Source organism: Streptomyces sp. NPDC093510 (genome assembly GCF_040683555.1).
In the GTDB taxonomy this organism is placed as follows: Bacteria; Actinomycetota; Actinomycetes; order Streptomycetales; family Streptomycetaceae; genus Streptomyces.
In genome coordinates, this window is sequence record NZ_JBFBEE010000001.1 from 276,740 (window position 1) to 299,660 (window position 22,921).

General features: G+C 70.6%; 17 protein-coding genes. 4 read left to right on the plus strand and 13 right to left on the minus strand.

The features are described from left to right. Positions 1–9: 9 nt before the first annotated feature. Both AB0N81_RS01090 and AB0N81_RS01095 read left to right on the plus strand, forming a co-directional pair. The gene (locus tag AB0N81_RS01090) at positions 10–1,236 is read left to right on the plus strand and encodes an acetyl-CoA C-acyltransferase (protein ID WP_365354502.1); all 1,227 of its coding nucleotides are present in this window, start codon (positions 10–12) and stop codon (positions 1,234–1,236) included. Continuing rightward, positions 1,233–3,365, plus strand: coding sequence for a 3-hydroxyacyl-CoA dehydrogenase NAD-binding domain-containing protein (locus tag AB0N81_RS01095; RefSeq protein ID WP_365354504.1), 2,133 nt, complete (start codon positions 1,233–1,235; stop codon positions 3,363–3,365). The genes AB0N81_RS01090 and AB0N81_RS01095 overlap by 4 nt, the downstream gene beginning before the upstream one ends. Positions 3,366–3,448: 83 nt before the next feature. Here the strand turns inward: AB0N81_RS01095 and AB0N81_RS01100 are convergent, their stop codons facing one another. Beyond that, on the minus strand, positions 3,449–4,519 hold the full coding sequence (locus AB0N81_RS01100) for a hypothetical protein (protein ID WP_365354505.1): 1,071 nt from the start codon (positions 4,517–4,519) through the stop codon (positions 3,449–3,451). A gap of 67 nt (positions 4,520–4,586) precedes the next feature. On the opposite strand from AB0N81_RS01100, the gene AB0N81_RS01105 reads away from it, so the two are divergent. After that, positions 4,587–5,012, plus strand: coding sequence for an NTP pyrophosphohydrolase (locus AB0N81_RS01105; protein WP_365354506.1), 426 nt, complete (start codon positions 4,587–4,589; stop codon positions 5,010–5,012). A gap of 14 nt (positions 5,013–5,026) precedes the next feature. On the opposite strand, the gene AB0N81_RS01110 is transcribed toward AB0N81_RS01105, so the two are convergent. From AB0N81_RS01110 to AB0N81_RS01130, 5 genes are all read right to left on the minus strand, one after another. Beyond that, positions 5,027–6,103 (minus strand): NlpC/P60 family protein, encoded by a 1,077-nt coding sequence (locus AB0N81_RS01110; RefSeq protein WP_365354508.1) that lies wholly within the window; start codon positions 6,101–6,103, stop codon positions 5,027–5,029. Between the two features lie 15 nt (positions 6,104–6,118). Next, positions 6,119–6,601, minus strand: coding sequence for a poly-gamma-glutamate biosynthesis protein PgsC/CapC (locus AB0N81_RS01115; protein ID WP_362991745.1), 483 nt, complete (start codon positions 6,599–6,601; stop codon positions 6,119–6,121). Continuing rightward, a complete protein-coding gene (gene pgsB, locus AB0N81_RS01120) occupies positions 6,598–8,169 on the minus strand; it encodes a poly-gamma-glutamate synthase PgsB (protein ID WP_365354509.1) in 1,572 nt (523 codons plus the stop codon). Before pgsB ends, AB0N81_RS01115 begins: the two co-directional genes overlap by 4 nt. A gap of 6 nt (positions 8,170–8,175) precedes the next feature. Continuing rightward, the gene (locus AB0N81_RS01125; protein WP_365354510.1) at positions 8,176–10,464 is read right to left on the minus strand and encodes a HAMP domain-containing protein; all 2,289 of its coding nucleotides are present in this window, start codon (positions 10,462–10,464) and stop codon (positions 8,176–8,178) included. A gap of 178 nt (positions 10,465–10,642) precedes the next feature. Further along, positions 10,643–11,845, minus strand: coding sequence for a CapA family protein (locus AB0N81_RS01130; protein ID WP_365354511.1), 1,203 nt, complete (start codon positions 11,843–11,845; stop codon positions 10,643–10,645). 65 nt (positions 11,846–11,910) lie between these two features. Between AB0N81_RS01130 and AB0N81_RS01135 the strand changes: the two genes are divergently transcribed. Beyond that, positions 11,911–12,843 carry a hypothetical protein gene (locus AB0N81_RS01135; protein ID WP_365354513.1) on the plus strand — a complete coding sequence of 311 codons (933 nt, stop codon included), beginning with the start codon at positions 11,911–11,913 and terminating at the stop codon, positions 12,841–12,843. Here AB0N81_RS01135 and AB0N81_RS01140 read toward each other — a convergent pair. The 7 genes from AB0N81_RS01140 to AB0N81_RS01170 all read right to left on the minus strand — a co-directional run bounded on the left by AB0N81_RS01140 (position 12,840) and on the right by AB0N81_RS01170 (position 22,886). Next, positions 12,840–14,333, minus strand: a complete 1,494-nt coding sequence (locus AB0N81_RS01140; RefSeq protein ID WP_365354515.1) for a glycosyltransferase family 39 protein — start codon at positions 14,331–14,333, stop codon at positions 12,840–12,842. The genes AB0N81_RS01135 and AB0N81_RS01140 overlap by 4 nt on opposite strands. Before the next feature lie 23 nt (positions 14,334–14,356). Then, the gene (locus AB0N81_RS01145; protein WP_365354516.1) at positions 14,357–15,886 is read right to left on the minus strand and encodes an amino acid permease; all 1,530 of its coding nucleotides are present in this window, start codon (positions 15,884–15,886) and stop codon (positions 14,357–14,359) included. A 125-nt stretch (positions 15,887–16,011) separates the two neighbouring features. Beyond that, positions 16,012–17,943, minus strand: a complete 1,932-nt coding sequence (gene dxs / locus AB0N81_RS01150; protein ID WP_365354518.1) for a 1-deoxy-D-xylulose-5-phosphate synthase — start codon at positions 17,941–17,943, stop codon at positions 16,012–16,014. Between the two features lie 204 nt (positions 17,944–18,147). Further along, the gene (locus AB0N81_RS01155; RefSeq protein WP_365354519.1) at positions 18,148–19,449 is read right to left on the minus strand and encodes a sugar ABC transporter permease; all 1,302 of its coding nucleotides are present in this window, start codon (positions 19,447–19,449) and stop codon (positions 18,148–18,150) included. Then, on the minus strand, positions 19,446–20,246 hold the full coding sequence (locus AB0N81_RS01160; RefSeq protein WP_365354520.1) for an ATP-binding cassette domain-containing protein: 801 nt from the start codon (positions 20,244–20,246) through the stop codon (positions 19,446–19,448). The genes AB0N81_RS01155 and AB0N81_RS01160 overlap by 4 nt, the downstream gene beginning before the upstream one ends. Before the next feature lie 217 nt (positions 20,247–20,463). Continuing rightward, on the minus strand, positions 20,464–21,555 hold the full coding sequence (locus AB0N81_RS01165) for a substrate-binding domain-containing protein (protein ID WP_365354832.1): 1,092 nt from the start codon (positions 21,553–21,555) through the stop codon (positions 20,464–20,466). A 131-nt stretch (positions 21,556–21,686) separates the two neighbouring features. Further along, on the minus strand, positions 21,687–22,886 hold the full coding sequence (locus AB0N81_RS01170; protein WP_365354522.1) for an ROK family transcriptional regulator: 1,200 nt from the start codon (positions 22,884–22,886) through the stop codon (positions 21,687–21,689). Between the last annotated feature and the right edge of the window lie 35 nt (positions 22,887–22,921).

The following is a 22,921-nucleotide window of genomic DNA, read 5'->3' on the forward strand; positions in this document are numbered from 1 at the left end:
AGAGCCATCGTGCCTCGTACCGTCAGGGACGTCGTCTTCGTGGACGGCGTCCGCACCCCGTTCGGCAAGGCGGGTCCGAAGGGCATCTACCACGAGACCCGTGCCGATGACCTCGTCGTGAAGGCCATCCGGGAGCTGCTGCGCCGCAACCCGGACCTCGACCCCGCCAAGATCGACGAGGTCGCCATCGCCGCGACCACGCAGATCGGCGACCAGGGCCTGACGATCGGCCGCACCGCCGGCATCCTCGCCGGGCTGCCGCAGTCCGTGCCCGGCTACTCCATCGACCGCATGTGCGCGGGCGCCCTGACCGCCGTGACCTCGGTCGCGGGCAGCGTCGCCTTCGGCGCGTACGACATCGCCGTCGCCGGTGGTGTCGAGCACATGGGCCGCCACCCCATGGGCGAGGGCGTCGACCCGAACCCGCGGTTCGTGAGCGAGAAGCTCGTCGACGAGTCCGCCCTGTTCATGGGCATGACCGCCGAGAACCTGCACGACCGCTACCCGAGCATCACCAAGCAGCGTGCCGACGAGTACGCGGTGCGCTCGCAGGAGAAGGCCGCCAAGGCGTACGCCGACGGCAAGATCCAGGCCGACCTGGTGCCGATCTCGGTGCGCCGCACCAACGCCGAGGCCGGTGAGACCGGCTGGGGCCTCGCCACCGCCGACGAGCCGATGCGCCCGGGGACGACCCTGGAGAACCTCGCCGGGCTGAAGACGCCGTTCCGTACGCACGGCCGCGTCACGGCCGGCAACGCCGCGGGGCTCAACGACGGCGCCACCGCCTCCCTCATCGCCTCCGAGGAGTTCGCGCGGGAGAACGGCCTGCCGGTCAAGATGCGGCTCGTCTCGTACTCCTTCGCGGGTGTCGAGCCCGAGGTCATGGGCTACGGCCCGATCCCGGCCACGGAGAAGGCCCTCGCCAAGGCGGGCCTGTCCATCTCCGACATCGGTCTCTTCGAGATCAACGAGGCCTTCGCCGTGCAGGTGCTCGCCTTCCTGGAGCACTACGGCATCGCGGACGACGACGCGCGCGTCAACCAGTACGGCGGCGCCATCGCGTTCGGCCACCCGCTCGCCTCCTCCGGCGTACGCCTGATGACGCAGCTGGCGCGGCAGTTCGAGGAGCAGCCCGAGGTGCGCTACGGCCTCACGACCATGTGCGTCGGCTTCGGCATGGGCGCGACGGTCATCTGGGAGAACCCGAACCACAAGGACGCCGGAGGCGACAAGTGAGCACCACGACCGCTGAGCTTCTGAAGGGTGCGGCCGAGCTGTTCCCCGACGAGGTCGTCACGCAGGCGCACGTACGCCACCTCGACCTCCCCCAGGGTGCGGGCCGCTTCGCCCTCATCACGCTGGACAACGGCTTCGACCACACCAAGCCGACCACCTTCGGCCCGGCCTCGCTGGCGAACCTGAACGCCGCGATCGACCAGGTCGAGAAGGAGGCGTCCGAGGGCGGCATCGTCGGCGTCGGCATCACCGGCAAGCCGTTCATCTTCGCCGTCGGCGCCGACCTCAAGGGCGTCGAGCTGCTGAAGCACCACGAGGACGCGCTGGCCATCGGCAAGGGCGGCCACGAGGTCTTCAAGCGGCTCTCCGGGCTCGCCGTGCCGACCTTCGCGTACTACAACGGCGCCGCGATGGGCGGTGGCGTCGAGGTCGGTCTGCACTGCTCCTACCGCACCGTCTCCAAGGCGCTGCCCGCCTTCTCGCTGCCCGAGGTCTTCCTCGGCCTGGTCCCGGGCTGGGGCGGCTGCGCGCTGCTCCCGAACCTGATCGGCGCCGACAAGGCCGTCTCGGTCATCATCGAGAACTCGCTGAACCAGAACCGCCAGCTCAAGGGCAAGCAGGTCTTCGAGCTCGGCATCGCCGACGCCATCTTCGAGGGCGCGGACTTCCTGGAGCAGTCGCTGATCTGGACGGCCTCCGTCCTCAACGGTTCGGTCGAGGTCGTGCGGCCCGAGATCGACCGCGGCGAGGGCTGGGATGCCGCCGTCGCCCGTGGCCGTGCCATCGCCGACTCCAAGGTGCACGGCGCCGCTCCGGCCGCCTACCGCGCCCTGGAGATCATCGCGGCCGCCAAGGACGGCGACCTGCAGCAGGGCTTCGACGCCGAGGACGTCGCGCTCGCCGACCTCATCATGGGCGGTGAACTGCGCGCGGGCATCTACTCGTTCAACCTCGTGCAGAAGCGCGGCAAGCGCCCGGCGGGCGCCCCGGACAAGAACCTGGCGCGCCCGGTCACCAAGGTCGGCGTCGTCGGCGCCGGTCTGATGGCCTCGCAGCTCGCGCTGCTCTTCCTGCGCCGCCTGGAGGTGCCGGTCGTGCTGACCGACATCGACCAGGAGCGGGTCGACAAGGGCGTCTCGTACGTCAAGGAGGAGATCGACAAGCTCCTTCTCAAGGGCCGCGTCAACCAGGACAAGGCGAACCGCCTGAAGGCGCTCGTCTCCGGTGTCCTGGACAAGGCCGAGGGCTTCTCCGACGCCGACTTCATCATCGAGGCCGTCTTCGAGGAGATCGGCGTCAAGCAGCAGGTGTTCGCCGAGGTCGAGGCGGTCGCCCCGGCGCACGCGATCCTCGCCACGAACACCTCCTCGCTGTCGGTCACCGAGATGGCGTCGAAGCTGAAGCACCCCGAGCGGGTCGTCGGCTTCCACTTCTTCAACCCGGTCGCGATCCTGCCGCTCCTGGAGATCGTGCGCGGCGAGCGGACCGACGACGCGTCGCTGGCCACGGCCTTCGGTGTCGCCAAGAAGCTGAAGAAGACCGCGGTGCTCGTGAAGGACGCCCCGGCGTTCGTCGTGAACCGCATCCTCACCCGCTTCATGGGCGAGATCCAGAACGTCATCGACGAGGGCACCCCGGTCGCCGTCGCCGAGAAGGCCGTCGAGCCGCTCGGTCTGCCGATGTCGCCGCTGGTGCTGCTCGAACTGGTCGGCCCGGCCATCGGTCTGCACGTCTCCGAGACCCTGAACCGCGCCTTCCCGGAGCGCTTCACCGTCTCGCCGAACCTCGCGGCCGTCGTGAAGGCGGGCAAGCGCGGGTTCTACGTGTACGACAGCGGGAAGCCGGAGCTCGACCCGGAGGTCGCCGCTCTCCTCAAGCAGGGCGACAAGGTCCTGACCGAGGAGCAGGTGCGGGACCGCGTGCTCGACGCGGTGGCGCAGGAGATCGGGCTCATGCTCGACGAGGGCGTCGTCGCCGAGGCGCAGGACATCGACCTCTGCCTGATCACCGGCGCGGGCTGGCCCTTCCACCTGGGCGGCATCACGCCGTACCTGGACCGTGAGGGCGTCAGCGAGCGCGTGACCGGGAAGCGGTTCCTGGCGCAGGGCGTGGCGAGCGTCCCGGCGTAACACGCAAGGCAACGACAGCGGGCCGTACGGGAGTTTTCCCGTACGGCCCGCTGTCGTCCGCCCGCTCCCGTCTCACACCCCGCTCACACCCTGCTCCACGCCTCCAGCGCGAGGCCCGGCTCCGCCTTCTGGCGGGCGAGCCGCAGCGTGCCGTCCAGGCCGATGGCCGCCATCACCACGCGGCCGCGCGCGTCGAGCGCCAACGACGGGGCGCCCAGGCACGGTTCACCGGTCTCGGCCCACCACAGGCCCGCGGCCTCGTCCTCCGTCGGGAACGCGGCGACTGCGGGGCGGCCGGCGGCCGTGCGGTGCGCGAGGACCGTGCAGTCGTGTCCGTCTATGGTCGCCCGGACGGCCGCGGTGGGGCCGGGGCCCGGGGAGCCGCCGAGGGGCAGTGCCGGGCCGCCGTCCGCCGGGCGGTGGGCGAGGACGCCGCCGCCGAGCGCGTCGGCCGCGTAGTACGTGAGGCGGTCGGGGGCGGTCTCCAGGGCCGTGCCGGAGCCGGGGGCGGGGGCGAGCGGTACGTCGTCGGCCCGCTCCAGCTCGCCGCCCTGCTTCTCCTGCGCCCAGCGCAGCGTGGCCTTGCCCGCGGGCGCGTGGACCTCGATGCGGCCCGTCGACGTGGCGGCCGCGGCCATGCCGTCCAGGGTGTCGCGGACCTTGAAGTCCTTCCACCCCTCCCACTTGCCGCCCTTGCCCTCGCGGCGCATCCGCACGCTGCCCACCGCGTCCCGCACGAAGACGTGGACGGTGCCCGCGGCGTCCACGGCGGCGGCGGGCGCCCCGAGGTGCGGGGCGCGCTCGACGAGCTTGGTGTGCGGGTTGCCGAGCGAGCGCCAGTCCATGAGCGGGCGGCCCGACTGGTACTGGATGGAGTGCACGATGTCGACGACGGCCTTGCCGTCGTCCCCGGGTCGCTCCCTGCGGCCCACGAAGTGCACGTACCCGTCGACGCCCTGCGCGAGCGTGAGGTATGTCAGGTCGGGCACCTCGAAGAAGTCGGGACCGCTCCACTCGGGCCCGCCGGGCCTGGCCTCCGTCCAGCGCAGGAGGCCGCCCTCGGCGCGGGCATAGGCGGTGAGGCGGCCGTCGTGGCCGCGCAGCAGCCAGCGGGCGGTCTCCGGGGCACCGGTGCTGGTGGACCTCGACGGCATGCTCGGCGCCAACCCTTCCACGTTCACGGGACGCACTGCGTTTTGCCGATTAGTTTACGTTTGCCGCATGAGAACTCTGGTCGTCGTCGATGCCGCGAACGTCGTCGGATCCGTGCCCGACGGGTGGTGGAAGGACCGTCGCGGGGCCGCGGAGCGGTTGCGGGACGCGCTCGTCGCGTACGCGGAAGAAGGCGTCGCGGGGCATCCGGGGCCGGTGGAGGTCGTCCTCGTCGTCGAGGGGGCGGCCCGGGGTGTGGAGTCCGTGCCGGGTGTGCGCGTGGAGAGCGCGCCGGGCAGCGGCGACGACCACATCGTGGAGGTGGCCGCCGGGGCGGCGGGCCGGCCGTGCCTGGTGGTCACGGCCGACCGCGAGCTGCGCCGCAGGGTGGGCGAGGTGGGCGCAGAGTGCGCGGGCCCGAGGACGGTACGGGCCGCCCCCCAAGGGGCGCGGGGAACTGCGCGACCAGCCCCCAGCGACCCGCAGGTTGAATAGCCAACCCAGCGAAGCTAGAGCCGCTTCGCGCTGCGCAGCGTGGAGGCGTAGTAGCCGTTGCCGTCGAGGCGGGACGTGCCGCCCTTGTCGCCGATGGTCGGGCCGTTGACCTCTTCACGGCTCGAGACGAAGATCTTGTGGCCGTCGGCGTCGTGGCCGAGGAAGATGCCGACGTGGTCCAGGCGCTGCTTGGTGCGGGCGTCCAGCTTGAAGAAGACCAGGTCGCCCGGCTGGACGACGTCGATGGACTTGGGCCGGTCGGCCGCGCCGACGCCCTTGAGCTCGATGACGTCCGTGCCGACCTTGCCGCGCGCCATGCCGTTGGCGGTGCGGGGCAGGCCGTCGCCGGCGCCGTCGGTGGCCATCAGGGGGTAGCGGGCGCGGTAGCCGAAGACCGTGCGGATGAAGCCGGAGCAGTCCATGGAGCGGGCGCGCACCTTCTCCGGCTGGAGGGTGGTGCCGTTGCGGAACGTGTACGGGATGCCGAGGTAGTCGAAGAAGTCGGACTGTTCGAGGCGCAGGTCGTTGCCCGCGCTGCCGTCCGGGTTGAGCGGTCCGAAGTTGGCGTCACCGGCGTAGGCGATGCCCTCGTCGTCCTTCTTGACCGGCGCGCCCTCCACGTACTGGAAGGCCATCGCGAAGATGTCGTCCTCCTCGCTGCCGGAGAACTCCTTGTACCAGTCCTTGAACCACTTCTCCTTCTCCGCGCCCTCCCGCCAGATCTCCGGCATCAGCCGCACCCAGTCGTTGGTCACGACCCGCGACTTGGTGTTGGCGGGCTCGGTGAAGGTGCGGCTCGGGCCGGTGAGGGTCGCGGTGCGGGCGCCGTCCGTGAAGGTGGCGAGGACCTTGCCGCCGTCGGTGCGAAGCACGGAGCGCTCGGGGTTCTTCAGGCGCTCCCACTTCTGCTTGCCGCTCGACTCCTGGCCGGTGCTGCTGTGCAGCCCGCCCGGGGTGTCGGTGACGGCCTGCACCTTGGGCGCCTTGGCCTCTTCGTCCTTGCGCAGCTCGACGGTCAGGTACGCGCTGCCCGCGAGGAGGGCGAGCACGGTCGCCGCGTGCAGGACGGGGCGCTTCTTCTTGGGCGGCATGAATGGCTCCTGGAATCAGGCGGACGGCATGAAGCCGAGGAGGATCCCGGCGGTGAGGACGACGTAGGCCATGAGCGTCACCGAGCCCGTGGCGAGGAGGGTGGGGCCCTTGGGCTGGCGCACCAGCTGGTAGGCGATCAGGCCCGGCACGATGAAGCCGAGGGTCTGGTTCGCGTACATGAGCGGGAACTCGATCGACAGGATGATCATCACGGTCGCCTGGAGCGTCACGCCGAGCAGCACGACCGCGGCGAAGAGACGCTTGCCGTAGAGGATCACGAACTTCTGCATCAGCAGCGTGCCTGCGTACGTCAGCACGGTCACGCCGACCACCATGGCGGCGCGCTGGAGGTCCTCGACGAGTGTCAGGGCCAGCCAGCCCGGCGTGATCATGCCGCCGGGCGAGAGGTTGGTCGTCAGATAGCAGACCAGGGAGAAGAGCAGCCCGAGTGCGATGCCGACCGCGGCGATCTCGGGGGTGAGGACGGAGGGAATCAACGGTGCTCTCCTGGGCTGTGCCACTGCTGGGTGTCGTCTGCGGCGGGCGGTGCGGGCGGCACCCGCGGCTCGAACAGGCCGCGGGGGGCGGGGGGCTGCGTGGGGACGTGGGGCTGCTGGGGGATGTACGGCTGCTGCGGCGCATAGCTCTCTTGCGGCGCGTAGGTTTCCTGCGGCGCGTACGACCCGTACGTCTCCTGGGGTGCGTACTCCTGGTGGGGCACGTACGCCTCGTACTGCTGGACCGGGGCGTGCTGGACCGGGGCGTGCTGGACCGGGGCGTGCTGGACCGCGTACCTCGTCTCGTACGCCTCCGGGTAGTGCTGGTACGGGTCGACGTGCGGCTCGTAGAACGGCGCGGGCTCCTCGGGGGCCTGCTCCTCGCTCTCGTCGGGCGGGAGCTCCGCGAGGTGTTCGAGGAGCAGCTCGCCCTGGCCGTGGATGTTGCCGATCGCGACGAGCGAGGAGTCGGCGCCGAGCTGCCCGAGCATCTCTCGCATGAACTCCTCGGGGTCGCGCCGGTCGCCGCCGAGGTCGACGGCGCGCGAGCGCCACTCGGCGGGGATGGCGTCGATGGCGGACTTCGCGGGGTGGCCGATGACGAAGACCTTGTCCGGCTGGAGGTCCGGGATGATCTCGCCCATCTGGCCGTTGCGCTCGACGCGGTCGGGGCGGCAGTTGATGACGACGTTGAGCGGGCGGTGGATGGCGCCGAGGTCGAGCAGCTGGTTGATGTTCATCAGCGTCGACTCGGGGTCGTTGGCCGCGAAGACGTTGGCGAACCGGAGCTTCTTGCCGTCCTCGGTGGCGTACCGCTCGACGGAGAGGACACCCGGGTCCGGCGGGGCGTCGTACATGCCCTGGAGGGCGACCTCGCGGCCGACGCCGAGGAGCTCGGCGACCTTCAGGGCGATCGACACGTTCTCCTTGAAGGTGAACCAGCTGAAGCCGCGCAGCTCGTCGTCGGTGACCGTCTCCGGGTCGGCGTAGATGAGCTCGCAGTTCCGCGCGTCGGCCTCCTCCTTGAGGATGTCGAAGCGGTCCTTCTCCGCGGTGACGCAGATGCCGCCCTCCGGCATGGAGCGGGAGAGCGAGCGCGCCACGTCGTCGAGGGTGGGGCCCATCTCGGCGAGGTGGTCCTCACGGACGTTGCAGAGCACGCCGATGGTGGAGCGGATCAGCTTGGACTGGTTGATCTCCTGGAGCGCCGGCATGACCGCCATGCACTCGATGACCAGGGCGTCCGGGTCGTACGCGGCGGCGCGCCGCACGATGCCGATCTGCTCGACGACGTTGGCGATGCCGAACTTGCGGTAGACGGGCTCCTCGGTGGCGTCCGGGTGGATGAACCGGGCCGCGGTACCGGTGGTCTTGGCGACCGTGGTGAGCCCGCCGCCGCGCAGCGCGCCCGCGCACAGGCGGGTGATGGAGGACTTGCCGCGGATGCCGTTGACGAGGACCCGCGAGGGTATGTGCTCCAGGCTGGCGAAGTGCCGCCGCTGTTCGACGACGCCGGCCGCCAGCAGGATGGCACCGCACACCACGAGCACGGTGTAGAGGAAGAGCACGGGGGTTCAGTTCCTTCCGGCGAGGCCGGCCGTGACGCCGTCCCGCTTGCGCTGTGTGCCCGTCGGCAGTTGCTGCCTGATGAGTTCCAGGCTGCGGGTGACGGCGCCGACCTCGTCGTGGTGGCGCGGGTAGAGGACGGTCTTGCGGTCCCCGTCGGCGAGCGCCTCGGCCTGGTCGGCGAGGTGCCGCAGCGGTCGGATGACGACGATGTGCAGCCAGCCGAGGCAGGCGGCGGCCGCCGTGATGCCGAGCATGCCCGCGAGGACCGTGCGGTTCTGGTACGTGTACTCGGGGATGGCAAGGCCCGAGGCGGGCTGCCAGCTGAGCACGGACCAGCCGAGCGATCCGGCGGCGCCGCCGCCGACGAACGGTGCCGCCGCGGCGATCTGGATGTCGTCGCCGTCGCGGTAGAGGACGCCGCTGGGGCGCGGGCTGAGGCCGACCTTCTGGCCCGTGCCCTCGGCGAGCGCGTCGAGGCGGCCGCTCGGCAGCCCCTCGAACTCGCGGTAGCCGGTGTTGGCGCCGATCACCTTGCGCTTGTCGTCGACGACGCGGACCTCGCCGAGGCCGGGGCGCTTGAGCAGCGAGTTGAGGAAGTCGATGCGGAACTCGCCCACCACGGCGGCGCCCTCGCGGCCGGGCACCTCGGCGGTGCCGAGGATGACGGGCTCCTTGCCGCCCTCGTCGAGGACCCGGATGGGCTTGTCGGAGGGGCCCTTGCCGGACGGGCTGCGGGCGTCGTCGCCCGCCTTGGCGACGATCTTGCCCTTGGCGTCGAGGACGTACAGGGACTGGTAGCGGGTGTGCTGGTTCAGGGTGCTTTCGAGGACCTTGGCCATGTCCGACGGCTCGGTGCGGTCGCCCATGAGGGAGGCGACCGAGGTGAGGTCGGCGTGGCCTTCGTTGAGGGCGCGGCGGACCCGGTCGGTGAGGGTGTCGGTGCGCTCGCGCTGGTCGTTGACCATCTGCTGCGGTACGACGACGGTGTCGCCGGCGCGGTTGAGCAGCAGCATGAGCGGCGCGGACCAGGCGAGCAGCAGGACCGCGCAGACCGCGATGAGGGTGCGGCTGCCGAACCTGCGGCGGCGGGCGGGGCCCGTCGCCGGTTCGGCGGGCGCGCCGAGCAGCTGGCGGCGCAGCCGTTCGAGGGCGGCGCCGATGCGGGCGGCCTCGCCGGACTTCGGCACGGACACCGGCCGGTCGAGGTCGCCGCGGCTCAGCCGGCGGCCCTCCAGGAAGAGCCGGATCAGCGGGCGCTGCACGGTCCGCAGGAGCAGGAAGATCGTGACGCCGCCGATGACGAGCAGGGCGGCCGCGGCGAGCAGTCCGAAGGCAGAGCTGCTGGTGGCCGTGGGGTCCTCGGCGACCGGGACCATCGCGACGACGGTCAGGCCGAGCCGGGTGGCGACGGTGGGCTCGCCCGCCTCGGGCCCGGCGAGGCCCGCGTAGCCGGCGACGGCGCGCTCACCGAGGTAGCGCTCGCCGGTGAGGTGGCCGCTGACGCCGAGGAATCCGCCGGAGCCGGGCTCCTTGGACATGAGCGGGTGGGTGCGTGCCTTCTTCGCCGCGGACTCGGCGAACGACTTGAGCTGCTTGTTGGACTGCTTGACCTCGTCGCGCTGCAGGTCGGTGAGGACCTGCTCGGGCTCGGGGATGCCGTCGGTGCTCAGGACGTGCCCGTCCTGGCCGACGACGGCGATGGAGCGGAACTTGCCGAGGCTGATGCCGGGGAAGCGCAGGCTGCTGGAGGCGACCAGGAGCTGCTGCGGCTGGCCCTTCCAGGTGAGCAGGGAGAAGGAGAGCAGCCGGGTCTCGCCGTTCTCCAGGCGCACCATGCGCGGCGCGAGACCGTCCTTGTCCGCGAGCTTGCCGCGGTCGATGGCGGTGAGCGGCAGGTTCTCGCCCCGGGCGGCGAGGAGCTTGCCCGACGAGATCTCGACGACGGCGGTGCCCATCCACTTCTGGTAGACGCTGCCGATCTTGTCGAGGACGGCGTCGGCGGGCACCGGCTCGCCCGCGCTGAAGAGTTCGGCGGTCCGGTTCAGGTCGGTGACGGACTCGTCGATGGAGGCGCGCAGCGCGATGGCGCCGTCCTCGGCGAAGTGCTGCTGGGACAGTTTGACCGCTTTGGGGACGGCTTCCTGTCCCGCGCGGCCCAAGGTGAGGGCGGTGATGCCCGCGAGGGCGAGGAGCAGGACCGACAGCACGGCGATGGGGGGACGTATGCCACCCAGCAGGGACATGTCGGTCCTTCGGCGGACCTTGTGCCGCCGCTTCGAACGCGAAGCGGCCAAGGGGTGCTCCTCTCATGGAGTGACGCGGGGATCGGAAGCGCACAGTGATGCGTTCCGGATGGCTTTGACCCGCGACACCCCCGGAGGGATGTACGGAGTACTTGAAATGTGAGCTAGATCGCGTTGGGCGGGGGTTTGACCCCGGATTCAACACATGTGGGCGGCTCGGTCCGGCCGCTCAGTCCGAGGGCAGTTCCTCCAGCGGCTCCAGGCCGTCCTGGCTCGCGCCCCTGTTCAGGAGCGTGCCCTGGGTGCGCTCGAAGGCGAGGCGGTAGCGGGAGCGCTGCTGCTCGCTGAGGTTCTCGCCGTCCCGCAGCGCGGCGGCGACATCGACGAGCCGGTGGTCCTTGACCGCGCCCTTGGGCAGGGCGCCGGTCTCGTCCGGGTCCGGCGGGATGTCCACGAACGTGGGCACGTACTTGGCGTCGACGTCCCACTTGCCGTCGCGCTTGATGAACTCGAACCAGCCGATGACGCCCTCCTCGGTCAGCCCGCTGGGCACGTCGTGCCGGGCGATCTGGTTGCCGAGTCCGTACGCGATCCAGGTGCCGTCGACCTTCTCCATCGGCTGGACGACGTGCGCGTGGTGGCCGATGACGAGGTTGACGCCGGTCTCCCTGGCGATCCTGCGCCCCAGCGCGAGCTGGGAGGAGCTGGCGTTGGGCTGGTTCTCGCGGCCCCAGTGGATGCTGAGGATCACGACCTCGGCGCCCGCCGCGCGCGCCTTCTTCTCGGCGGCGGCGATCGCGTCGAAGCGGTTCTGGTTGACGATCCAGGGCTTGTCCTTGGGGACCTCCCGGCCGTTGAAACCGAAGGCGAAGGCTATCTGCCCGACCTTGACACCCTTCACCTCGGTGATGAGGGGTTTGTCCGCCTCTGCCTTGTTCCGTGCGGAACCGGTGTGCCGCAGGCCCGCCTTGTCCAGCGTGTTCAGGGTGCGGGTGACGCCGGCGGGACCGTGGTCGAGGGTGTGGTTGGACGCGGACGAGCACTGGTCGTAGCCGACGTCCTTGATCGCGGTCGCGATCTGCGGCGGCACGAGGAAGTCGGGGTAGCTCTGGAAGGGCCCCGTCGGCTTTCCGACCACCGGCTCGAAGTGGCAGATGCCGAGGTCGGCCTTGCTGATGACCGGCTTGACCCCGGCCATCATCGGCCGGAAGTCGATGCCCTTCTCGCCCTTGCCCGTGACCTTGGCGTCCTTGCGGGCCTGGTCGGTGAGCTGGGGGTGGATCAGGATGTCGCCCGCGGCGGCGACGGTGAACGAGGGGCCGCCTTCGGCGGCTTTGTCGTCGTCGCCGAAGGGGCCGCAGGCGGCGGTGGCGAGCAGCAGGAGCGTGGAGGCCGCACAGGTCACGAAATGCCTGCGGGAGGGACGTGTCATCACAGGGCTATCTTTATACAACCATGATGAACTCCCGCACCCGGCCGGTAACAGTCGCAAAGAAGATGGGCGTTGTCGCCGTCGTGACCGCCTGCGTCCTCAGCCTCGCGCAGTGCGGTGGCGGCTCCTCCGAAGAGGACCGGAAGCCCTCGGCCACGGCTCCGGGGGGCCACTCCGGCGACGGCCTGGAGCAGACGATCACCGACTACACCGCCGCCTTCGGCGAGGACACCGGCTACCGCCCGCCCTCGCGCACCGACCGGCAGACGGTCGCCGAGGGCGTCGAACTGCTCCTGGACGACCACCACAAGGAAGCCGAACACCGCCTGGCCGACGTGGACTTCGCGGTCCGTACGGTCACCGACACGGCCACCGGGCGGCGGTACGCGGAGATCGCCGACCGCTCCGAGGGCGGCGCGGCCCCGCGCGGCTGGGGGCGCGTCTACCTCGACCTCGGCTCCCCCGTCCGCTGGTCGGTCCAGATCCCGCACCCCGTCGCCGACCGGTACACCGAACGGCTCGGCGCGGAGCTCATGACCCGCGCCCCCGGTGGCGTACTGGTCATCGCGGGAGCACATCGCAAAGCCGGGCGCGGGGACGAGGCGGACGTGGCACACCGCCGGGACACCGTGTTCCACGCCATCTGCGACGTGCTGGTGCGGCGCGGACTCCCCGGTCTGCAACTGCACGGAATGGCGGACGACTCGGCTCCGGATCACGACGTGGTCGCCTCCACGGGCAAGGGCAGGGAGGCGCTCACCGAGGGTCGCGACCTCGCCGACGCCCTCCGGGAACGAGGCTACGACGTCTGCCGCGCCTGGGCCCGTTCCTGCCCCCTCGCAGGCCGCACCAACCTCCAGGGCCGCACCGCCACCGCCCACGACGTCCCGTTCCTGCACATCGAGTTCGGCCCGAAGATCCGCGAGGACCGCGATCACGCGCGGGAGGCGGTGGGAGCGCTGGCCGGGGTCACACGCGCCTGGCAGCGACGCTCCTAGGTCCTCGTCCGCGCGTACACCACCGCTTCCCCCACCCGCGTCACCGGCTCGTACTCCACCGCGAGGAGCCGGCGCAGGGACGGGACGCGTTCCGGGGCGTACGGCTTGCCCCGCGAGTCGTCGATGACGAGCGCCGGCGACTGGGTGCGGAGATCGTCGCGGAAGACCGGCCAGGCGCCGTCGACCGCGTACTTCTCGCCCACCTGCGGGCCGTTTCTGCCGCCGCTGTAGTTGGTGAGGAGGCCGGCCGTGAGGTAGCGGCTGGCGGGGGCGCGGTCGGCCAGCCAGTACGCCTCCGGGTGTATGCCCCAGAACAGCACCCGGTCGTCCGGGGCGGTGCGTTCCCTGACCGTGTCGGCGAGGCGTGTGGCGTGGGCCAGTTCGGGGCGGGGCGCGAGCAGGCCCCAGGCCAGGAAGATCGCGCAGGCGCAGCCGGAGACGGCGATCGCCCGTACCGTCCGCTCGCGCGGCAGGATCTGCAGGGCCGCCGCGCCCAACAGGGCGAGCGGCGGCATGAGCTGCAGGTAGTAGTGGCCGAAGAAGTGGAAGCCGAGCAGTACCGCGGCGACCGACGAGGCGAGCCAGAGCCACAGCTCCGCCGCCCCGGTGCGGGCGATGCGCAGGACGCGTACGACCGGCGGGACGATCCCGGCGCAGGCCGCCGCGAGGACCGCCGCGTTCACCAGCCCCCGCCCGAGGACGTGGAGTTCGGAGCCGGTGAAGGAGGCGTAGGCCCCCGAGCCCGTCACCGTCCAGAACAGGAACCCTGTGGGTGTCGTCAGCAGGGCCGCGGCGAGGACGGGGACGCCGAGTCCGGCCGCCAGGCGGCTCACGTCCCTTCGGTGCGCCCCGCCCTGCCACAGCAGCCAGCCGACCGGGAGCAGCACCGCTCCCCCGGTCTGCTTGGCGAGGAAGGCGCAGGCGACCGCGGCTCCCGCGGCGCCCCATCTGCGGCGGTCGGCGCACCACATGGCGGCCGCCGTGCACGGCAGCATGAAGACCTCGAAGGCGGCGGCCTGCGTGTCCTCCGGGTTCAGGCCGATGGAGATCAGGAGGTACAGGACGCCCGCCGTGCGGCCCGCGCCGTCCCCCCAGCGGCGCCGGGCCAGCGAGACGAGGAGCACCGCCGTCAGGAGTTGCGCGGCCACCGCGAGGACCTTCAGCGGGAGGAGGGTGTCGTCGCCGAAGAGGGCGAAGGCTCCCGCGTAGAGCCAGGGGACGAGCGGCGGCTTGCGGTCGACGACCGTTTCGTAGAGCTCGCCGCCGTCCGCCAGCATCCTGGCCTGGACGGCGAGGTACCCCTCGTCGGGGTTCCACAGCGGCCACCGGAAGGAGGGCAGCCTGGTCGCGCACGCCAGGGCGGCGAGCAGCGGGAGCAGGCGGCCCCAGTAGGAGCCGCGCGCTCTGCCCTCGGGGACGTACTCCTTGCGCGGGCCCGGCACCCGGAGGGTGCGTACGGAACTGGGGGATGCGGAGGGCGGCGCGGGCATACGGTGCACGCTGGAGGGGTTGCCTACCGTGCGGCACCGCCCGCGTGCCGGTCACGGACGTGCAGGCGGCTGTGCGAGCGCCCGTACGCGAAGTAGATGACGACGCCGAGCACCATCCAGACACCGAACCGCAGCCACGTCTCCGCCGGCAGGTTCAGCATCAGCCAGAGCGACGCGAGGACCGAGAGAACGGGCACGAAAGGCACCAGCGGGGTGCGGAAGGCGCGCGGCAGGTCGGGGCGCTGCCTGCGGAGCAGGATGACGCCGAGGGCGACGACGACGAAGGCGAACAGCGTGCCGATGTTGACCAGTTCGGCGAGCTCGTCGATGGAGGTGAAGCCCGCGACGACCGCCACGATCCCGCCGAGCAGGATCGTCGAGCGGTACGGGGTGCCGAACTTGGGGTGGACCTTGGAGAACGTCAGGGGCAGCAGCCCGTCGCGGCTCATCGCGAAGAACACGCGGGTCTGGCCGAGCAGCAGGATCATGCAGACGGAGGTGAGGCCGACGGCCGCGCCGAAACTGATCAGACCCGCCCAGAAGGGGTGCCCGACGGATTTGAAGGCGTCCGCGAGCGGGGCGTCCGTGGAGAGCTCGCTGTACTTCTGCATACCGGTGACGACCACCGACACGGCGACGTACAGGATCGTGCAGATGAGGAGCGAGCCGAGGATGCCGCGGGGCACGTCGCGCTGCGGGTTGCGGGTCTCCTCGGCGGCGGTCGCGACGATGTCGAAGCCGATGAACGCGAAGAAGACGACGGCCGCCGCGGTGAAGATGCCCATCACGCCGAAGTGCGCGGGCGTGAAGCCGAACATGAGCTGGACCAGCGGGGCGGTGAGGCCGCCGCCGCCCTCGCTCGGCTCGGACGGCGGGACGAACGGGTCGTAGTTGGAGCCGGTGATGAAGAACGCGCCGACGATGATGACCAGCAGCACCACGGTGACCTTGACGGCGACGATGACGTTGGTGATGCGCGAGGAGAGCTTCATCCCCGCGACCAGGATGCCGGTCAGGACGAGGACGAGGACGGCGGCCAGCAGGTCGAAGCCGAACTCGCCCCCGTGCGTGCCGCTCAGCGCCTGCGGCAGGTGCAGGCCCGCGGTGTCGAGCAGCGAGCGCAGATAGCCGGACCAGCCGACCGCGACCACCGCGCAGCCCAGCGCCAGCTCCAGGATCAGGTCCCAGCCGATGATCCAGGCGGGGAACTCCCCGAGGGAGGCGTACGAGAAGGTGTACGCGGACCCGGCCACCGGCACCGTCGACGCGAACTCGGCGTAGCAGAGCGCGGCTAGCGCGCACACGAGTCCGGCGACGACGAAGGCCAGGGCCACCGAGGGTCCCGCCGTCTCCTTGGCGATCTTTCCGGTCAGTACGAAGATGCCGGTGCCGATGATGACGCCGACGCCGAAGACCGTGAGGTCGAGGGCGGACAGCGACTTCTTGAGCGCGTGCTCCGGTTCCTCGGTGTCCTTGATGGACTGCTCGACGCTCTTCGTCCTGAAGAGGGTGCTGCTCACGGGCGTACCTCCCACGCTTGTCGTCCCCGACATGATCGAGAGAGCGAGTACCCCGAAAGCCCCGGCGCGGGCCCATTCACGCGAATGGGCCGGTCCCACCACCCGTACAGGGTGCTGGGACCGGCCCTTCGGTGGCGCGGGTTGACGCCGGTGCCGTCTCAGTCGCGGGCGGGCTCCACGGAGTCCACCGCGCCGGCGGTGCTGCGCTCGAACCTGCCGTCGAGCTTGGCGACCAGGCCGGTGACCTGACGGGCGATGTCCGGGGCGGTCAGGCCGATCTCGGCCATGATCTCCTTGCGGGACGCGTGGTCGAGGAAGCGCGGCGGGATGCCGAAGTCGCGCAGCGGCACGTCGACGCCCGCGTCGCGCAGGGCCTGGGCGATCGCCGAGCCGACGCCGCCCGCGCGCGAGTTGTCCTCGACGGTGACGACGACGCGGTGCTGCTCGGCGAGGGGCGCCATGGCCTCGTCGACCGGCTTGACCCAGCGGGGGTCGACGACGGTCGTGGTGATGCCCTGCTTGTCCAGCAGGTCGGCGATCTCCAGGCACATGGGCGCGAGCGCGCCGACGGAGACGAGCAGCACGTCCGGGCGGTCGCTGCCCGGCTTGCGCAGCACGTCCATGCCGCCGACCTTGCCGACGGCCTTGACCGCGGGACCGACCGCGCCCTTCGAGTAGCGCACCACGGTCGGCGCGTCGTCGACCTCGACGGCCTCGCGCAGCTGGAGGCGGACCTGGTCGGCGTCGCGCGGGGCGGCGATCCGCACGGTGGGCACGCACTGCAGGATCGACATGTCCCACATGCCGTTGTGCGAGGCGCCGTCCGTGCCGGTGACGCCCGCCCGGTCCAGGACGAACGTGACGCCGCACTTGTGCAGGGCCACGTCCATCAGGAGCTGGTCGAAGGCGCGGTTGAGGAAGGTGGCGTACACGGCGAAGACGGGGTGCAGGCCGCCGGTGGCGAGGCCCGCCGCCGAGACGGCCGCGTGCTGCTCGGCGATGCCCACGTCGTAGACGCGGTCGGGGAACGCCTTGGAGAACTTCTCCAGGCCGACCGGCTGGAGCATGGCCGCCGTGATGGCGACGATGTCGTCCCGCTCGTGGCCGAGCTTGACCATCTCCTCGCCGAAGACGGACGTCCAGTCCATGCCGCCCGCCGCGATGGGCAGGCCGGTGTCGGGGTGGATCGGGCCGATGCCGTGGAAGTGGTCGGCCTCGTCCTCCTCGGCGGGCTTGTAGCCGCGGCCCTTCTCGGTGATGCAGTGCACGATGACCGGGCCGCCGAAGCGCTTGGCGCGCTGCAGGGCGGACTCCAGGGCCTCTATGTCGTGGCCGTCGATGGGGCCGACGTACTTCAGGCCGAGGTCCTCGAACATGCCCTGCGGGGCGATGAAGTCCTTCAGGCCCTTCTTGGCGCCGTGCAGCGTGTCGTAGAGCGGCCTGCCCACGACGGGCGTGCGCTCCAGGAGGTCCTTCCCGCGGGCCAGGAACCGCTCGTAGCCGTCGGTGGTGCGCAGCGTCGCCAGGTGGTTGGCGAGGCCGCCGATCGTCGGCGCGTACGAACGTTCGTTGTCGTTGACGACGATGACGAGGGGGCGGTCCTTGGCGGCGGCGATGTTGTTCAGCGCCTCCCAGGCCATGCCGCCGGTGAGCGCGCCGTCGCCGATGACGGCGACGACATGATCATCCTTGCCGCGCACCTCGTTGGCCTTGGCGAGGCCGTCGGCCCAGCCGAGCACTGTGGAGGCGTGGCTGTTCTCGATCACGTCGTGGTCGGACTCGGCGCGCGAGGGGTAGCCGGACAGGCCGCCCTTGCTGCGCAGCTTGTCGAAGTCCTGGCGGCCGGTGAGCAGCTTGTGCACGTAGCTCTGGTGGCCGGTGTCGAAGAGGACCTTGTCCTGGGGGGACTCGAAGACGCGGTGCAGGGCGATGGTGAGCTCTACCACGCCGAGGTTGGGGCCGAGGTGGCCGCCGGTCTTGGAGACTGCTTCGACGAGGAAGCCGCGGATCTCTCCGGCCAGCTGGTTCAGCTCCTCAGGGCTGAGACGGTCCAGATCGCGCGGTCCCGTGATGCGGGTCAGCAGCGGCACCCGTGCCTCCTTGCAGTAGAGCTGAGATGTGCTGTTCGAGCGTTGCCGGGTCTGTCGAGTCTAATGTTCCGCGACTGGCCCCCGCGTCCGGGAGGCAACTTCTCCAGCCAAACGGAAGACCCCGCGCCCCTTATGAAGACCCCGCGCCCCTTATTAAGGGGTGCGGGGTCTGTATAAGGGGTGCGGGGTCTGTCTACGGAAGCGCTACGCGCGACCCGCGGACTTCTGCGTACGCCGCGAGACGGAGTCGATGACCACCGCGGCGAGCAGCACCGCTCCCGTGATCATGAACTGGATCTCGCTCGCCATGCCGAGCATGTTCAGGCCCTGCTGGATCGACTGGATCACGAGCATGCCGAGCAGCGCGGACCATACCTTGCCGCGCCCGCCGAAGAGGCTCGTGCCGCCGATGACCGCCGCGGCGATCACCATCATCAGCGTGTTGCCGCCGCCGAGGCTCTTCGTGGCGCCGCCGGAGAGGCTGGCGATGAAGAGGCCGCCGAACGCGGCGAGCATGCCGGAGATGCCGAAGACGATGATCCGGATCCGGTCGACGTTGATGCCGGCCCGGCGCGCGGCCTCCGCGTTGCCGCCGACCGCGAAGACCTGGCGGCCGAAGGTGGTGCGGCGCGCCACGAAGTCCGCGATCACCAGGACGGCGAGGAAGAGCACCAGGGCGAGCGGCAGGCCGCGGGCGCCGGACGGCTCGTTCAGCTCGTACGCGGCGCCGCCCGCGAGGACGGCGACGACGACCGTGCGCAGCACGATCTCGCTGACCGGCCGCGACGGGAGCCCGGCGGCCTTGCGGCGGCGGCTGTCCAGGAGCAGGGAGCCCGCGTACGCGATGATCGCGACGGCCGCGAGGCCGTAGGCCGCGCCCTTCTCGGCGAAGAAGTGTCCGGTGAGGTCCTCGACGACACTGCCCTCGGGCGTGTTGATGCTGCCCTCGCCGCCCATCAGCCAGATCTGCAGACCGCTCCAGCCGAGGAAGCCCGCGAGGGTGACCACGAAGGCGGGCACGCCGATCTTGGCGAAGAAGAAGCCGTGCAGACAGCCGATGACCAGGCCGGACAGGACGGCGATGAGCACCGCGAGCCAGTCGTTCAGCTCGTGCGTGACGCTTAGCACGGCCCAGACCGCCGCGCCCATGCCGGCCACCGAGCCGACCGAGAGGTCGATCTCGCCGAGCAGCAGGACGAAGACGATGCCGACGGCCATGATGCCGAGGCCGGAGGTGAAGACCGCGATGTTCGCGAGGCTGCTCGCGTCCAGGAAGTGGTCGTTCTTCAGCTGGAAGATGATCGCGATGGCGATCAGGCCGACGACGACGGGCAGCGAGCCGAGCTCACCGCCGCGCATCTTGCGCTTGAACTCGGTCCAGTAGCCGGCGAGGCCCTCCTCGCGGACGAGGAGGCGCGGGTCGACGGCGGCGGACGGGACGGCCGAGGGCTGGGCCTCGGGCGGCGCGTCGGACGGGGCCTTGGGGGTCTTGGCGAGGTCGCTCACTTCGCGTCCTCCTTCGTCGCCGTGGCCGTGCGCGCCTTGCGGCGGGTGACGGCGTTGTCCGTGGCGCCTGTGATGGCGGCGATGATCTCTTCGTTGGTGGTGTCGGCGACGGAGAAGGTGCCGTTGTTGCGGCCGAGCCGCAGCACCGCGACACGGTCGGCGACCGCCTTCACATCGGCCATGTTGTGGCTGATGAGGATCACTCCGTGGCCGCGCTCGCGCAGCCGCTCGACGAGGTCGAGGACCTGTGCGGTCTGCTCGACGCCGAGGGCCGCGGTGGGCTCGTCGAGGATGACGACCTTGGGGTCGCCGACGAGTGCGCGGGCGATGGCGACGACCTGGCGCTGGCCTCCGGAGAGGGCCGCGACCGGGATGCGGACGCTGGGAATGCGGATGGAGAGGGTGTCGAGGAGCTCCTTGGCCCGCTTCTCCATCTTGATCTCGTCGAGGACGGAGGCCGTCTTCAGCTCGCTGCCGAGGAACAGGTTGGCGACGACGTCGAGGTTGTCGCAGAGGGCGAGGTCCTGGTAGACGGTGGCCACGCCGAGGTTCTGGGCGTCGTGCGGGCGGCCGATGCGCACGCTCCTGCCCTCCCACTCGATGGCGCCTTCGTCGATCGGGTGGACGCCCGAGATCGTCTTGACGAGGGTGGACTTGCCGGCGCCGTTGTCGCCGACGAGGGCGACCACCTCACCGGTGTGGATTTCGAGGTCTACGTCCGTGAGCGCCTGGACGGCGCCGAACCGCTTGGAGACCCCGCGCAACGCCAGCACGGGCGTAGCGGACACGTGAATCATCTCCTTCGCCGCCTGACCGGCGGGGAATGGTGGTGCAGCAAGGGCAAGTCCGGTGCCCGCCCCCCGTTTGCGGGGCGGTGTGATGGGGCGAGCACCGGACCGGTACTGGAATGCCGTCCCGTACAGGGGCCAGGGAGCGCTCTCGCGCGCCCGCGGGCCGCGTCTCGTACGACCCGAGGGCCGCATCTCGTACGAACGGATTTACCGCAAGCGGGGGTTACTTGATACCCGCGGCGTCGCACGCCTTCTTGTACTGGGCGGTGCAGATCTCGCTGACCTTGTAGACCTTGTCCTTGACGATGGTGTCCGCGACCTCGTCCTTGGTGATCGCCTGCGCGTCGTACAGCTTGGCCGGGATGCCCTTGAAGTCGCCACTCAGCGAGTCGACCTTGCGGTCGGTGAGGGTGTCGATGCTCTTGTCCTTGAGCAGGTTGACGGCGATCGCGGCGGTGGTCTCGGCCTCCGGCTTGATCTGCTTGTAGATCGTGTAGTCCTGGTCGCCGCTCAACAGGCGCTGCACGCCCGCGAGTTCGGCGTCCTGGCCGCCGACCGGGACCTTGATGCCGCGCTGCTTGAGGGCGGTGATCACGCCGCCCGCCATACCGTCGTTGGCGGCGTAGACGCCCTGGATGCCGTCCTTGCCGAGCTTGTCGATCGCGGAGGACATCTTGCGGTTCGCCTCGTCCGGCGACCAGTCCGGGATGTCCTGCTCGTACGCGATCTTCTTGACCTTCTTGTCGAGCACCGAGTGGGCGCCCTTCTTGAAGAAGGGGGCGTTCGGGTCGGTCGGCGAGCCGTTGATCATGACGACGTTGGCGTCCTTGGCCTCGGAGCCGAGCGCCTTGACCATGGCCCCGCCCTGGAGGCGGCCGATCTTCTCGTTGTCGTACGACACGTAGGCGGCGAGGGGGCCCTCGGCGAGGCGGTCGTACGCGACGACCTGCACGCCCTGCTTGTCGGCCTGCTTGACCCACGACTTGGTCGACTTGTAGTCGACCGCGTCCAGGATGATCACCTTGACGCCCTGGGTGACGAGGGCGTCGAACTGCTTCTTCTGGTTCTCGATGTCCTGAGCGGCGTTGTTGTACTTGACCTTGCAGTCCGAGCAGAGTTCCTTGATCTTCGCCTCCATGATGGGGCGGTCGAAGGTCTCGTAGCGCGTGGTCTTGTTCTCGGGGAGCAGCAGGCCGATGGTCTTGCCGTCGCCGCCGCTGCCCTTGTCTTCGTCGCCGTCTCCGGCCTTGCCACAGGCGGTCATGGCGAGTGCCATCGAAACCGCGGCCGTGCCTATGACGACGCGACGCGTCATTGCGTTCATGGTGGGGTGCCTCCCTGACGAGGCCGCGTCGTTGCGGCCGAGGTGGCTCGAAGTCAACTCGGCCGCCACACCAGCGTCAAGGAGTAAATCCTTAACGAGATGACAACGGTGCCATGCGTTATCTAAGTGAAGGCAGGTGCGCCCACAGTGAGCGTTCCATCCAAAAGGGTTGAATCACCCATTTCGCTGAGTGCGAGGGCCAGCGCGCCGAGCACCTCGGCGCGGCCGCCAAGTGCCCCGGGAAGCACGGACAGTTGACGCGCGGCGCTCGGGATCGCGTACCGCCCGACGGACTCCCTGATCGGCCCGAGCACCAGCTCACCGGCCTCCGCGAGGTCGCCGCCGAGGACCACCCGGGAGGGGTTGAGCAGGTTGCAGAGATTCGCGACGCCGCTGCCGATGTGCCGCCCCACGTCGGCGATGACGCGCCGGCAGCCCGGGTCGCCGCCCCGCGCGAGGCCGACCACGCGCTCCATGGTCAGGTCGGTGCCGTGGCTCGACTGGAGGAGCGGCAGGACATAACGGGCGGCGGTGAAGGTCTCCAGGCAGCCGCGGTTGCCGCAGCGGCAGACCGGCCCCGACTCGTCGAGCGTGATGTGCCCGATCTCCCCGGCGGTGCCGCCGGGCCCCCGGTAGATCCGCCCACTGATCACGAGCCCGGCGCCCACACCGCTCGCGACCTTGATGTACGCGAGGTCCCTGACGCCCCGGCCGCTCCCCCAGACCAGCTCGCCGAGCGCGCCGAGGTTGGCGTCGTTGTCGACGTGCACGGGCACCCCGAGGCGGCCCCCCAGCTCCTCCGCGGGCTTGGTGCCGGTCCAGCCCGGCAGGATCGACGTCGAGCCGAGCGTCCCGGATTCGACGTCGATGGGGCCCGGCACGCCGAGCCCCACCCCGGCGATCTTCGTACGGTCCACTCCGGTGGCCGCGATCAGCCTGCTGACCAGTTGCTCGGCCCGGTCGAAGCCCTGCGCGGCGGACGCGTCGACGTCCAGCGGCTCGGACTCCTCGGCGAGCACCTGGTGGGCGAGGTTGCCGACCGCCACGCGCAGATGCGTATGACCGAAGTCGACGCCGATGACGATGCCCGCGTCACCGCTGAGCGAGACGCTGCGGGCCCGCCTGCCGCCCGCCGAGGTTGGCGTGACCTCGACCGTCCCGCCGTCCTTCAGCTCCCGGACGATGTTGGAGACCGTCGCGGCCGACAGGCCCGTCGTCCTCGCGATCTCCGCTTGCGTGAGCGATCCTGCGAGCCGCACCGCGCGCACGACCCGCTCGAGATTGGCCCGGTGCAGAGACGACTGCGACCCCGGAGTCTCCATTGACTCTCACCCTTTGCCCTCATTCGGGCGACCTG

Bases quoted from the DNA above. Each gene is read 5' to 3' on its own strand.
- AB0N81_RS01140 (WP_365354515.1), bottom strand. From the start codon at position 14,333: ATGCCCGCGCCGCCCTCCGCATCCCCCAGTTCCGTACGCACCCTCCGG.
- AB0N81_RS01130 (WP_365354511.1), bottom strand. From the start codon at position 11,845: ATGACACGTCCCTCCCGCAGGCATTTCGTGACCTGTGCGGCCTCCACG.
- AB0N81_RS01110 (WP_365354508.1), bottom strand. From the start codon at position 6,103: ATGCCGCCCAAGAAGAAGCGCCCCGTCCTGCACGCGGCGACCGTGCTC.
- AB0N81_RS01105 (WP_365354506.1), top strand. From the start codon at position 4,587: ATGAGAACTCTGGTCGTCGTCGATGCCGCGAACGTCGTCGGATCCGTG.
- AB0N81_RS01135 (WP_365354513.1), top strand. From the start codon at position 11,911: ATGGGCGTTGTCGCCGTCGTGACCGCCTGCGTCCTCAGCCTCGCGCAG.
- AB0N81_RS01165 (WP_365354832.1), bottom strand. From the start codon at position 21,555: ATGACGCGTCGCGTCGTCATAGGCACGGCCGCGGTTTCGATGGCACTC.
- AB0N81_RS01100 (WP_365354505.1), bottom strand. From the start codon at position 4,519: ATGCCGTCGAGGTCCACCAGCACCGGTGCCCCGGAGACCGCCCGCTGG.
- AB0N81_RS01170 (WP_365354522.1), bottom strand. From the start codon at position 22,886: ATGGAGACTCCGGGGTCGCAGTCGTCTCTGCACCGGGCCAATCTCGAG.
- AB0N81_RS01145 (WP_365354516.1), bottom strand. From the start codon at position 15,886: ATGTCGGGGACGACAAGCGTGGGAGGTACGCCCGTGAGCAGCACCCTC.
- AB0N81_RS01160 (WP_365354520.1), bottom strand. From the start codon at position 20,246: ATGATTCACGTGTCCGCTACGCCCGTGCTGGCGTTGCGCGGGGTCTCC.